Source organism: Erythrobacter epiphyticus, from assembly GCF_034653295.1.
Classification (GTDB): domain Bacteria; phylum Pseudomonadota; class Alphaproteobacteria; order Sphingomonadales; family Sphingomonadaceae; genus Erythrobacter.
Genome location: NZ_JAYEEU010000007.1, coordinates 703,976 through 716,057, shown reverse-complemented (window position 1 = coordinate 716,057; position 12,082 = coordinate 703,976). Strand labels below are relative to the sequence as shown.

General features: G+C 64.9%; 10 protein-coding genes. 5 read left to right on the top strand and 5 right to left on the bottom strand.

Features of this window, described 5'->3' with window-relative positions:
* The first annotated feature begins 39 nt into the window (after window positions 1-39).
* The gene (gene msrA / locus SOQ14_RS08965) at window positions 40-591 is read left to right on the top strand and encodes a peptide-methionine (S)-S-oxide reductase MsrA (RefSeq protein ID WP_322897729.1); all 552 of its coding nucleotides are present in this window, start codon (window positions 40-42) and stop codon (window positions 589-591) included.
* 106 nt (window positions 592-697) lie between these two features.
* Here the strand turns inward: msrA and SOQ14_RS08960 are convergent, their stop codons facing one another.
* Window positions 698-1,951 (bottom strand): RsmB/NOP family class I SAM-dependent RNA methyltransferase, encoded by a 1,254-nt coding sequence (locus tag SOQ14_RS08960; RefSeq protein ID WP_322897728.1) that lies wholly within the window; start codon window positions 1,949-1,951, stop codon window positions 698-700.
* A 55-nt stretch (window positions 1,952-2,006) separates the two neighbouring features.
* Here SOQ14_RS08960 and SOQ14_RS08955 point away from each other — a divergent pair, with 55 nt between their 5' ends.
* Window positions 2,007-2,168 (top strand): DUF1674 domain-containing protein, encoded by a 162-nt coding sequence (locus SOQ14_RS08955; protein ID WP_322897727.1) that lies wholly within the window; start codon window positions 2,007-2,009, stop codon window positions 2,166-2,168.
* A gap of 116 nt (window positions 2,169-2,284) precedes the next feature.
* Here the strand turns inward: SOQ14_RS08955 and SOQ14_RS08950 are convergent, their stop codons facing one another.
* The 4 genes from SOQ14_RS08950 to SOQ14_RS08935 all read right to left on the bottom strand — a co-directional run bounded on the left by SOQ14_RS08950 (window position 2,285) and on the right by SOQ14_RS08935 (window position 8,181).
* Window positions 2,285-3,709 carry a cytochrome P450 gene (locus tag SOQ14_RS08950; protein ID WP_416232745.1) on the bottom strand — a complete coding sequence of 475 codons (1,425 nt, stop codon included), beginning with the start codon at window positions 3,707-3,709 and terminating at the stop codon, window positions 2,285-2,287.
* Between the two features lie 63 nt (window positions 3,710-3,772).
* Complete coding sequence (gene hemH, locus SOQ14_RS08945; protein ID WP_322897726.1) at window positions 3,773-4,807, bottom strand: ferrochelatase; 1,035 nt, start codon at window positions 4,805-4,807, stop codon at window positions 3,773-3,775.
* Window positions 4,808-4,886: 79 nt separating this feature from the next.
* Entirely contained in the window at window positions 4,887-7,175 is a 2,289-nt protein-coding gene (locus tag SOQ14_RS08940; protein ID WP_322897725.1) for a molybdopterin cofactor-binding domain-containing protein, read from the bottom strand.
* A gap of 4 nt (window positions 7,176-7,179) precedes the next feature.
* The gene (locus SOQ14_RS08935) at window positions 7,180-8,181 is read right to left on the bottom strand and encodes an Mrp/NBP35 family ATP-binding protein (RefSeq protein ID WP_322897724.1); all 1,002 of its coding nucleotides are present in this window, start codon (window positions 8,179-8,181) and stop codon (window positions 7,180-7,182) included.
* Window positions 8,182-8,336: 155 nt separating this feature from the next.
* Between SOQ14_RS08935 and hflK the strand changes: the two genes are divergently transcribed.
* The 3 genes from hflK (at window position 8,337) to SOQ14_RS08920 (ending at window position 12,055) form a co-directional block, all read left to right on the top strand.
* Window positions 8,337-9,446 (top strand): protease modulator HflK, encoded by a 1,110-nt coding sequence (gene hflK, locus SOQ14_RS08930; RefSeq protein WP_322897723.1) that lies wholly within the window; start codon window positions 8,337-8,339, stop codon window positions 9,444-9,446.
* A gap of 1 nt (window position 9,447) precedes the next feature.
* Entirely contained in the window at window positions 9,448-10,296 is an 849-nt protein-coding gene (gene hflC / locus SOQ14_RS08925; protein WP_322897722.1) for a protease modulator HflC, read from the top strand.
* A gap of 157 nt (window positions 10,297-10,453) precedes the next feature.
* Window positions 10,454-12,055 carry a Do family serine endopeptidase gene (locus SOQ14_RS08920; protein ID WP_322897721.1) on the top strand — a complete coding sequence of 534 codons (1,602 nt, stop codon included), beginning with the start codon at window positions 10,454-10,456 and terminating at the stop codon, window positions 12,053-12,055.
* Window positions 12,056-12,082 lie beyond the last annotated feature (27 nt).

Below are 12,082 nucleotides of genomic sequence, written 5' to 3'. Positions count from 1 at the left end.
TAGCCTATCTGGACGAGGCATAAAACAGCGGAGATTTCGATGAGCGGTTTACAGCAGGCGATCATTGCGGGCGGATGCTTCTGGTGCACCGAGGCAGTGTTCCGCGACGTGGTCGGCGTGAGCGCGGTGGAAAGCGGCTATATTGGCGGCACCAAGACCAATCCGACCTACAAGGAAGTGTGCACCGGCAACACCGGCCATGCCGAAGCGATCCGGGTGACCTTCGATCCCCATGCGATCAGCCTTGCCGAGATCTACGACGTGTTCCTCGGCACCCATGATCCGACGCAGCTGAACCGTCAGGGCAATGACATCGGCACGCAGTATCGCAGCGCAATCTTCCCGCTTTCGGGCGAGCAGGGCGCCGAAGCCGAAGCCGCGATCGCGCGCTGGAATGCCGAGCATGGCAAGGTGGCCGTGACCTCCATCGAAGGCCTTGCGGGCGATGTGCAGACGGCAGAGTGGTACCCGGCCGAGGATTACCATCAGGAATATTGGGACGGCGAAGGGCAGCGCAACCCCTATTGCCTCGCGGTCATCCCGCCCAAGCTGATGAAGCTCAGGAAGAGTTTCCAGAAGTATGTGAAATAGGGGGATTACCAACATCGTCTCCCCGGCCCCCGAGCCGGGGCCCCGCTGCCTTTGGCCTCGGCAAAAGAAAGCGGGATCCCGGGTCAAGCCCGGGAAGACGATAGGGTCAGACCCTCACCCACCGCGCCACAAAGAACCCGTCCAGCCCGCCCTGATCCGCCAGCATTCCGGGATGGGTGCGCAGCCAGCCTTCGGGCGTCGGAGCAAGGCCAGCGGGGAGTTCATCCGCCATGATCGGCTGCGGCGTCAGGCCGAGGCTCGCATCGATCCACGCGGCCTGTTCCTCGCCTTCCTCGGCTTCCAGCGAGCAGACGGCATAGACCAGCACCCCGCCGGGATTCAGCCATTCCGCCGCCCTGGCAACCAGAGCGCGCTGCAATTCGACCATCTCGGCAATCTGCCGCGGGCCGATGCGGTGGAGCACATCGGGGTGGCGGCGGCAGGTGCCGGTGGCGGTGCATGGCGCGTCGATCAGGATTGCGTCAAAGCGGTGCTTGGGCTCCCATTGCAGGGCATTGGCACGCACCGGTGAGGCCTTGAGGCCGGTGCGCTTGAGGTTGTCTTTCAGCAGATCAAGCCGCCGCTTGCTCATATCAAGCGCGGTCACTTTCCACCCTGCGGCGGCCAGTTGCATCGTCTTGCCGCCGGGGGCGGCGCACAAGTCGAGCGCCGAGCGCCCTTCCCCTGCCCCGAGCAGGCGCGCGGGCAGCGAGGCGGCGAGATCCTGCACCCACCAATCGCCCGCCTTGAAATCGGCGAGGCTTTCCACCGCCGCGCCGCGCGGCAGGCGGATATGCCCGGGGGCGAGGGTAATGCCGCCCATCGCCACCGCGCGGGATTGGGTCTGGCTCGCATCCTTGAGCGCGAGATCGAGTTCGGGCGGAAAGGCGAGGCCGGGGGCAATCGCGGCGGCGCGCTCTTCGCCCCAGCGCGCCCGCACCGCTTCGGGCAAGGTCGGCACAGCGGACAAGCCCGCCGCTCCTTCCTTGACCAGCGCCGAGAAGACCCCGTGCGCCAACCGCCGCGGGCCGCCGGCGAGCAGCGGCAAGCCGGTTGCGATCACCGCGTGCGGCGGCGTGTCGAGCCGCCATGCCTGCGCCAGCATCAGCCGCAGCACCATCCGCGCCTTGGCATCATCGGGCAGGTTCTGCTTGGTCGCGCTGTCGATCAGAGCGTCGAGATCGGTGAGCCAGCGCAGCGTCTCGCCCGCAATCGCCTTGGCCAGCGCGCGATCAGGCGCCTTGCGCATCTCGCCCAGAGCGGCGCCTTCGGCCTGTTCGAGCGTCTCCCCGCGCCGGAATACGGCATCAAGCAGGCGGAGCGCAGCGCGGCGCACGGGAAGTCCGGGGGTCTGGGGCATCCCCGGCCCCCTATCCTCTATTGAAACAAACCGCCAGCACGCGCATTTGGCGTGTATGACCAAGCAAAAGTCCGAAGCCGCGAAAAACTTCAAGAAGCCTGCGCACTGGACGAATGATCCCGTGCCCGCGCCCAAGGCGGTCAAAAACGACGAAAAGCTCTCCCCCACCCGCTATGGTGACTGGGAGCGGGGCGACGGGATTGCCGTAGATTTCTAGAATGCCTCGTCCTTGCGAGCGGAGCGGAAGCGAAGCTGGCCAAGGTCCAACCAATCCAGAGGGGCACACAACACGCTCTGGATTGCGGCGTCGCCTTCGGCTCCTCGCAATGACGATTAGAGCTTGCGAAAGCTAACCTGCAACCCGTCCTTGGGCTTGGGGATCGGCCAGGCCTGCCAGGCGGGATTGTAACCGGGCGCGGCCTCGATCCGGTATTGCTGGAGAAGCTGGGCGAGCAGGATCTTCACCTGCATATAGGCAAAGTGCAGCCCCAAGCACATATGCGCGCCGCCGCCGAACGGCACCCAGGCATATTTGTGGCGCTCGCGCACCTTGTCGGCGGTGAAGCGGAGCGGATCGAAGGTGAAGGGGCTGTCCCAGTAGTCCTCGGAATGGTGGGTCCAGTAGATGTTGATCCCCACCATCGCGCCCGCGGGAATGCGATAGCCGCCAAATTCGAACTCGCGCAAAGCCCGGCGCGGCATCGAAGGCACCGGCGGGATCATGCGCAGCGATTCCTTGAACGCCATTTCGGTCAGATCAAGCTTGCCGAGATCATCATAATCGAGCGGGCGCGGATTGCCCTGCCCGTCGGGCCCGCCGGTGACAGCGAAAATCTCCTCGCGCAGCTTCTCCTGCCATTCCGGCTCGCGCGCGAGGTAGTAGATCAGCGAAGTTGCCGATGACGTGATCGTGTCATGCGCGGCCATCATCAGGAAGTTCATGTGATCGACCACTTCGTCGACCGGCAGCAGGCTGCCATCCTCACGCGTCGCGGTGGCGAACTGGCTGAACATGTCCTGCCCGCCGCCTTCTTCGCGCCGGCGCAGCGTTTCGCGGGTGAAATAGTCGACCAGATAGGCGCGCCCGTCGACACCCTTTTTCATCTGGGTGAAAGGCAGCGGCTTTCTGATCGGCGCGACCGAGGCCTGCACCATATCGACAAAGGCGACATTGATCCGGTCGGCTTCCGGCCCCCAAGGAATGCCGATGAAACTGTCAGCCGCAAGATCCAGCGTCAGCTTCTTGATGGCGGGATAGAAGGCAAGCAGCCCTTCCCACTTGGCCACTTCGGAGGCGATCCCGCGATTGAGCGCGCCTGCATAATGCCGCATCGGTTCGGGCTTGAACGCGATCGACAGCGCGCGGCGATCGATCCGGTGATGATCGAAATCCATCAGCATCAGCCCGCGCGGAAACAATTGATCGAGCACCGGCCCCCAGCCCTGTTCGCTGGAAAAGATCTTTTCCTTGTTGAACAGCAACAGCTCGTTCGCCTCGGCACCGATCAGCGCGATCTGCCAGCCGCCAAAGGCGCGGTTCTTGTAAACCCGGCCGTGGGTGTCGATCATCCGCTGGGCGAAGGCATGGGGATCGGCCAGCATGGTGAAGGTGTTGCCGACCAGCGGCCAGCCCGCATCGCCGGGGATATGCGCCAGATCGGACTCGGACAGGCGACCCTGCCCCCAGTGCGCGAGACTTTGCGGAAAGCCCTGCATGACGCGGGCTTCGCGCGGTGCGGGATCGGCAAGAGTAGCCATGAGGGCGTGGCTCCGTATCAGGTTCGTGTTTGCAACTGACCTTGGTGTAAATAGTCTCGCGCGCTAAATCCAGCCCGAAAGCTCGCGCGTGATCATCCGCTTGATCATGGCCACACCCGCCTCGGACACATTGAGGCAATCCATCACGGCATAATCCGTGCCGCCCGCTTCGATGAATTCATCACGCCCTTCGAGCGCGAGTTCTTCGAGCGTCTCGACACAATCGGCGGCAAAGCCGGGCGCGGCGACAACCAGCCGCTTGGTGCCCTTCTGACCTTCCTCGATCAGCGTCGTGTCGGTCGAAGGTTCAAGCCAGCGCGCCGGGCCAAAGCGCGACTGGAAAGTGGTTTCAAACCGCACGCCGGCAAATTCGGGGCGGCTCGCCAGCCGTTCGCGCAGCAGACGCGCGGTCTTCTGGCACTGGCAGTAATAGGGATCGCCCTTTTCGAGCGTGCGCAGCGGCATCCCGTGGAAACTGAGCAGCATCACTTCGGGCTGAAACGCGAGCGCGGCCACCTGCCGGGTCAGATCATCGGCCAGCGCATCGAGATAATTGCTATCATCGTGATAGGGCGGGACGAACCGCAAGGCGGGCTGCCAGCGCATGCTGCCGAGCACACGGGCCACTTCGTCAAACACGGTGGCGGTCGTCGCAGCGCAGTATTGCGGATACATCGGCGCGATCAGAATGCGATCACAGCCTTGCTCCATCAGCTTGGCGAGGCGCATTTCTATCGATGGCTTGCCGTAGCGCATCGCATAATCGACAATCACCTTGTCGCCAAAGGCGCCGGTGATCGCTTCGGCCTGCTGCGCGGTGATATCGGCCAGCGGCGAGCCGCGCTTGGTCCAGATCTTGGAATAGGCTTCCGAACTTTTCTTGGGCCGCGTGTTGAGGATGATGCCGCGCAGGATCGGCTGCCACGCAATCGGCGGAATCTCGATCACCCGGCGATCCGACAGGAACTGCTTGAGATAGCGCTTCACCGATTCGGGATCAGGCCCATCGGGCGTGCCGAGATTGATCAGCAACACGCCAATCGCGCTGCTGTTCACCGGGGGATGATCGGAAGGAAGGCTTTGAGGTTGCCAGGTCATTATCGGCCCAACGCGCGGCAGGGGTTTAACATCCGCAGCCGCCACGTGGCCCGGACCGGGAGGAACAAGGGTGTCCGGGTCATATCCCTTCGGAAAGTAGGGGCAGACGCCGCAGTCGCAAGGGCCTAGCAGAAAACAACGCATTGGCAATCGCAGGCGGAGCAACAATCGCACCAAGCTCGCCCGGATCGGCAGGCGGCGCCTCGCTTTCGATGAATTCCACCGTGATTTCGGGGCATTCGGGCAAGGCGGGGAAGCCGAAAGCGCCGTAATCGAGACGTTCGGGCATGCCGCCGCGCAGCCGAATCGTGTTGCCCAGCGCCACGCCCATGCCGAACAGCAACCCACCTTCAATCTGCTGGCGGGCAATATCGAGATTGACGATGCGCCCGATATCGACCGCTGCCGAAAGCCGCGTCACGCGCAGCCCGCCGCCTTCGCCGGGCCGCGCGGAAGCGACCAGCGCAATCCGCGCGCCATGGGCCGGATCGCCAAGCCGCATGCAGGCCAGCCCCTCGCCGCTCTGGTCGGCGCCGCCATCCCATCCCGCCAGCCGGGCCGCGCGCTGGAGGCAGGCCGCCAGCCGCACATCATTGCCCAACATCGCCATGCGGAACGACAGCGGCTCGCGCCCGAATTTGGCGGCGACCTCATCAATAAAGCTCTCGATGGCAAAGGTGGTGTAGCCATAGGCATTGCCGCGCACCCGGCCGACCGGAAGCCCGATTTCGACCGGGATATGCTCCACCGTCACGCCGGGAATGGCATAGGGCGGCACCGCGCCCTCGCAAGCCAGCGGATCCATCCGCCCCGTGCTTTCGCGGATCGCGGCAGCAGGAGTCAGATTGCCGAACAGGCGGTGCCCGAATTCGAGCGCGGCAGGCGGGCAGGCCAGCCGCAGGCGCATCGCCTCGATCCCGCCAAAGCCATCCTGCGTGAGCTGCGCCCCGATCATGATATGAGCCGGGGGACGCGGACGGGCGCGGATCATCTCGCTGCGGCGCGGCCAGGTAAGCTGCACCGCATTGATGCCGTCCTCGGCGAGCGCGGCGACGATCTGCGCGATCTCGATCGCATGATCATGTTCAAGCCGCGCATCGAAACTGCCGCCCGCCGCCATCGGATAGAGCACGACATTTTCGGGCGCGAGGCCAATCGCCCGCGCCGCTGCGATCCGCGCCTGCTCGGGCGCCTGGCTCGCGATCCATAACTCAAGCTTGCCATCGGCCAGCCGCGCAGTCGCCGTCGCGGTTTCGAGCGGGGCGGCATAGGCAGGATCAATCTCGTAGATGCGCGCCATGTCGACACGGCGCAGCGCATCGCCGCCCAGCCCGGTGTCCGCCAGCGTGAAGCCGGGGCCGCTGCGCACCATTTCGGCAAGCTGCGCGGTGATCGCATCGGTGTCGACCGGCGCGGTGACGGTAAAGCGCGGGCGCATCTCCTTGAGCGCCTGTTCGGCGGCCCACCATGTCGTGCCCGCTGCCGCCAGCCAGCGCTTGTGCGCGACGATCCCGGCCAGCCCGCGCACCCGGCCCGCGGCTTCGCGATCAAAGCTCTTGAGTTCGGATTCGAGCACCGGGCCATGGCGGATCGTGGCAAACACCATGCCCGGTAGGCGCACGTCCCCGGCAAAGCGCCAGGTCCCATCAACCTTGGACGGCAGATCAAGCCGGGGAAAGGCAATCGCCGCCTCGCTGCCGGTGGGCAGCGGCTCTTCCCGCGGGGCTTCGGGGCGCAGCGGCGGGGGATCGGGCACATCGCGCGCGGCCGCGGCGGCGACCAGCGTGCCGAACGCGGCCCGCTTGTCGCCGTGGCGGACAAAGCCCCCTGAAACCTCGCATTCTTCCCAGGCTACGTCCCAACGATCCGCCGCTTCCTGCGCCAGCATCGCGCGGGCGCAGGCCGCTGCCTCGCGGCACGGCGCTTCATAGGCTTCGAGCGCAGTGCCATCGGCGGTCGCCATGAAGCGCGCCGACCCGGCAAAGCGCGTGGCCAGCATCGCGTCGCTGCGATCAGACAGGCCCATGCCTGCCGGATCCCACAGCGCGATCCATTTGCGGGCCAGCGGAATATTGCCATAAGCACCGGAAATCGGCGCGGGCTCGACCGCGACCTGCCGCCAATCGGCCCCCAATTCCTGCGCAACAATCTGCGGCAAGAGCGTGGTGATCCCTTGCCCCATTTCGAGCTGCGGGACGGCCACCGTCACCACACCATCTTCGCCGATCCGCAGCCATGCGCCGAACACATGCTCGCCCTCGCCAGCCGCCAGGGGCACAGGATAGCGCCGCGGCATCAGCCACCACGCCACCAGCAGCCCGCCGCCCGCAGCAGCACCAGCCAGAATTCCGCGGCGCGTCAGCTGCATCGCGCTACACCGCCCCGGTATCGAGCCAGCGCGCGAGCTTTTCGGCAATCGCGATAAAGGGCGCCGCCCCCTCGCCCTCGCCGGCCGCAGGCGGGGTTCCGGCATCACCGCTGATGCGGGTTTCGAGCGTCAGCGGCACCCGGCCAAGGAAGGGAATTTCGAGCGTGGCGGCGAATTTCTCGACCCCGCCCGAACCGAACGGGTCGCTGATATGGCCGCATTCCGGGCAGCAAAAGCCCGCCATGTTCTCCACGAGGCCAATGATCGGGACATTGCCGGAATCAAACAACTGCCCGGCGCGCGCGGCATCGATCAGTGCGAGATCCTGCGGGGTGGAGACCAGCACCGCGCCGTCGGGGCGGTGGGCTGAGAGCATCGACAATTGCACATCGCCGGTGCCGGGCGGCAAGTCGATCAACAGGATGTCGGTATCGTCCCACGCCGCCTCGATCAGTTGCGAGAGCGCCTTGCCGGTCATCGGCCCGCGCCACGCCAGCGCCTTGCCGGGGGCGACAAGGTGGCCCATCGAAAGCACCTTCACCCCGAAGGCGCTTTGCAGCGGCACCAGCTTATCTGCTTCGACCTGCGGCTTTTGCCCTTCGGTGCCGAGCAGCTTGGGCTGCGACGGGCCGTAGATATCGCCATCGATCACGCCGACCTTGCGCCCCATTTTGGCGAGCGCGACCGCGAGGTTGGTCGTCAATGTGGATTTGCCCACGCCGCCCTTGCCCGAGCCCACGGCAATCAGCCGGGTGCGGCGGCGTTCGCCCGTCAGGGCGATGCGCACATCCGCAACCCCTTCAAGGCAGGTGAGGGCCTGCCTGATCTCGGTTTCGAGCGCGGTGCGGTCTTGCGCGGACAAATCGCCCGCCTCGGCAACAATCACCGCGCGGCCTGCAACAAGCCGTGCGGAACGCAGGCGCGCAGCGGTCGCCGGCGAAAGGGCGGCGCGCAGTCGGGCCTCGTCCGCAGCAGCTTGACCGGAGGGAATTTCAGGTGTCGTCATCTTGTTCCGCCTCTAGGACGTATTGATATGCAGGGCCAAGCCGCAAAATCACGCAGGGAACCCCTGTTTTTCGCGGTAAGGCAACCTATAAGGACAGAATGCGAGTGTTCGACGGTTTGAGAGAGCGACTTGGCTGGGCCACCAAAGGCCTTGCTATGGCTGGCAAGAATAACCCCTGGGGCGGCGGCAACGACGACCCGGGTGAGCCCAAGGGCGAAAGCGGCCCCGGGGGCGACAGTGGCCCGCGCAATCCGTGGCTGCCCGGCGGCGGCACGGGCGAGGGTGGCAAGCGGCGTTCGGCCAGCATCGAGGATATCTTCAAGAACCGCGGCCCCGAAGGTCCGCGCCGCGCCGGTGGCGGCGGCGGCGGGCCGACCTTCCGCATTCCCGAACGGCCCGGCGGCAAGAGCTGGCTGCCAATCGTGTTCGGTGCGCTTGGCCTGATCTGGCTGGCGGCTACCAGCGTGCATTTCGTCCAGCCGGGCGAACAGGCAGTGGTGACATGGCTGGGCGGCAAATATTCGCGCACCTTTGATTCGGGGACGAATTTTACCGCGCCCTATCCGATCCAGATGGTCGAAAAGGAAAACGTGACCCAGATCCGTTCCGAATCGATTCCCGCCAACGGGCAGGAAAAGCTGATTCTGACGCAGGATCAGAACCTTGTGGATCTGTCCTATGTGATCCGCTGGAACATTTCGGATCTCACCAACTATCAGTTCCAGCTCGCCAATCCGCGCAGCGCGCTGCTCGAAATCGGCGAAGCCGCGATGCGCGCCGCCGTGGCCAAGCAACCGCTCAATGTGGTGCTGACCGGTGCCGGACGCGCCGAGATCGAGCAGGAAGTGCGCGAAAAGATGCAGGACCGGCTCAACGCCTATCGTTCGGGGATCACCGTGCAAGGTATCGAAATCAACAAGACCGATCCGCCCGCACGGGTTGAGGAAGCCTTCAAGGATGTCTCCTCGGCGCAGCAGGATGCCGACGCCGCGACCAACCGTGCCCGCGCGATTGCGCAGCAGGTGCTGGCCCGCGCGCAAGGCGATGCGACCGAGTTCAACAACATCTACGCCGAATATCGCCTCGCTCCCGAAGTGACGCGGCGCCGGCTCTATTACGAAACCATGGAAGCGGTGCTGTCGAAGACCGACAAGACCATCGTCGAAGGCGGCGGCAATGTGATGCCGTTCCTGCCTCTTCCCGAAGTGCAACGCCGGGCCCGCGATAGCGTCGCCCAGCCTGCAACCCCCAAGCAGGGCCAGTGACATGGACATGACCTTCCAGAAATATCGCATGGCGTTGGTCGCCGCAGCGGTGGCGCTGGTGGCCCTTGCCAGCAGCGTGGTGATCATCCCCGAAACCCATCAGGGCGTGGTGATCCGCACCGGTCAACCGGATCGCATCTTCAACATGTTCAAGCCCGATGTGCCCTTCGGCCAGACCGGGGCGGGGATCAATTTCCGCATTCCTTTCGTCGAGGAAGTGCAGCTGGTTGATCGCCGCGTGCGCGATCTCGATATGGAACGCACCCAAGTGCTTTCCAGCGATCAGCAGCGTTTGCAGGTCGATGCCTATGCCCGCTACCGGATTATTGATCCCAAGCGCTTTGTCGAGCGCGCAGGCACGGAATCGCAGCTCGAAGCGCAGCTGGTGCCGATCCTCACCTCGGTGTTGCGGCAGGAATTGGGGCGTCGCCCCTTTGCTACGATGGTGAGCGCCGAGCGCGGCACCGCGATGACCAACATCACCAAGACGCTGGATGCCCAGGCCCGCCAATATGGCGCGCAGGTGCTCGATGTGCGGATCAAGGCGGCCGATCTTCCCGAAGGCCGCCCGCTTGATGCCGCCTTCACCCGGATGGAAACCGATCGTCAGGAAGAAGCGGCCACGATCCGTGCGGCCGGTCAGCGCGATGCGCAGATCATCCAGGCCGAAGCGCAAGCCGAAGCGGCGCGCATCTATGCCGAGGCCTATGGCAAGGACCCGGAATTCTACGACTTCTACCGTGCCATGCAGTCCTATCGCCAGACCTTCCTGAATGGCGAGGGCAGTTCGGCGATGGTGCTGTCGGAAGACAGCGAATATTTCCGCCAGTTCCGCGGCGGCAAGAAATGAAGAGGCGGGAGGTTTGCCCGCGGTAGGTGAACCTCCTGCCTTGCGCCCTTCGACCAACCGCCATGCGGCGCGGATGAGCGTCAGTGGCGTTCAATCGCGGTTAAGCGGGGCTCAGCGCATTTTGCGCGCACATTTTGGTCAGCCCGTGCGGGCCATGATGACCAATCAAACGCAGACAGGAACAGGGCGCAAACCCTGCGCGTTCCTGACACAGAATGAGGAAAAGAAGGACGTGAACACAGTGCGGTATGTCTACGGACTTTCAAGCGCCCTGCTGGTGGGCGGCGCAGCGATCTCGCTGATCACGGGCCAGCCGCTCGGCGCGCAGGTCGCACAGAATGATGGGGCGGTGATGAACCGGATCGTGCCCGCAGCGGGCGCCCCGGCGAGCTTTGCCGATCTGACCGAGCAATTGCAGCCAGCAGTCGTCAACATCGCCACGCGCCAGCGAATCGAGGTGGTGAACAATCCCTTTGCGGGCACGCCCTTTGCCGAGCTGTTCAGCCGGCGTGGTGGCGGGCAGCCGCAAACCCGCGAGGCGCAATCGCTGGGCTCGGGCTTTCTGATCTCGGCAGATGGCTACGTCGTGACCAACAATCACGTGGTCGCGCCCGATAACCGCGCAACACTGGAATCGATCACCGTCACCCTGTCGGATGGCACCGAATACGAGGCCGAGCTGGTGGGCGCGGATGCGACGTCTGACCTTGCCGTGCTCAAGATCAAGGCGAACCGCAATTTCCCGTTCGTGACCTTCGGGGATTCGAGCAAGGCCCGCCCCGGCGACTGGGTGGTGGCGATCGGCAACCCCTTCGGCCTGAACGGCACGGTGACCAGCGGGATCATCTCGGCAGTCTATCGCAACACCGGGCAAGGCGGCCCGAATGATCGCTACATCCAGACCGATGCCAGCATCAACCGCGGCAATTCGGGCGGGCCGCTGTTCGACATGAAGGGTCAGGTGATCGGCATCAACAACGCGATCTTCTCGCCCACCGGCGGCAGTGTCGGGATCGGCTTTGCGATCCCCTCTGAAATCGCCGCACCGATTGTCGAACAGCTCAAATCCGGTCGCGAGATCGAGCGTGGCTTCCTCGGCGTTGGGCTTGGCCCGGTCGATGATGACATGGCAACCGCGCTCGGCCTGCCCAAGAAGCGCGGTGAGATCGTGCAATCCATTCAGGACGGCAGTGCCGCGGCCAAGGCCGGGCTCAAGCCGGGCGACATCATCGTGCGGATCAACGGCAAGGATGTGACCCCGGAACAGGGCGTCTCCTATGTTGTCGGCAATCTTGAACCGGGTGCCCGCGTTCCGATCGAAGTGCTGCGCGAAGGCCAGCGCGTGTCGCTGACGGCGGTACTCGGCAAGCGTCCGAGCGAGGCCGAACTGCGCCAGCAGGCCCAGCCGTTCGATCCGGATTCGGAAGAGCCGGTCTCGCCGGGCCAGTCGAACGAAACCATCGAGAAGAGCCTTGGCCTTCAGGTGCTTGCCATGACCCCGCAGATCGCGGGCTCGATCGGTGTGGCGCCTGATACCAAGGGGGTGGTGGTTGCCGCAGTCGATCCCAATTCGGATGCGGCGCGTAAGGGACTGCGCCGCGCCGATGTGATCCTGTCGGCCAATTACAAGGATGTCGCGACGGTCGAGGCGCTGCTTGCCCAGATCTCTGCCGCCAAGGCGGAAAAGCGCGATGCCATCCTGCTGCGGGTGCAGCGGCGCGGCCAGCCCCCGGCCTTTGTGCCGGTGCGGCTGCGCTAAGTCTCACCGCACAGCGCGGAACAACGA

Coding starts and splice junctions, on each gene's coding strand:
- msrA (WP_322897729.1), top strand. CDS start 40: ATGAGCGGTTTACAGCAGGCGATCATTGCGGGCGGATGCTTCTGGTGC.
- SOQ14_RS08960 (WP_322897728.1), bottom strand. CDS start 1,951: ATGCCCCAGACCCCCGGACTTCCCGTGCGCCGCGCTGCGCTCCGCCTG.
- SOQ14_RS08955 (WP_322897727.1), top strand. CDS start 2,007: ATGACCAAGCAAAAGTCCGAAGCCGCGAAAAACTTCAAGAAGCCTGCG.
- SOQ14_RS08950 (WP_416232745.1), bottom strand. CDS start 3,709: ATGGCTACTCTTGCCGATCCCGCACCGCGCGAAGCCCGCGTCATGCAG.
- hemH (WP_322897726.1), bottom strand. CDS start 4,807: ATGACCTGGCAACCTCAAAGCCTTCCTTCCGATCATCCCCCGGTGAAC.
- SOQ14_RS08940 (WP_322897725.1), bottom strand. CDS start 7,175: ATGCAGCTGACGCGCCGCGGAATTCTGGCTGGTGCTGCTGCGGGCGGC.
- SOQ14_RS08935 (WP_322897724.1), bottom strand. CDS start 8,181: ATGACGACACCTGAAATTCCCTCCGGTCAAGCTGCTGCGGACGAGGCC.
- hflK (WP_322897723.1), top strand. CDS start 8,337: ATGGCTGGCAAGAATAACCCCTGGGGCGGCGGCAACGACGACCCGGGT.
- hflC (WP_322897722.1), top strand. CDS start 9,448: ATGGACATGACCTTCCAGAAATATCGCATGGCGTTGGTCGCCGCAGCG.
- SOQ14_RS08920 (WP_322897721.1), top strand. CDS start 10,454: ATGACCAATCAAACGCAGACAGGAACAGGGCGCAAACCCTGCGCGTTC.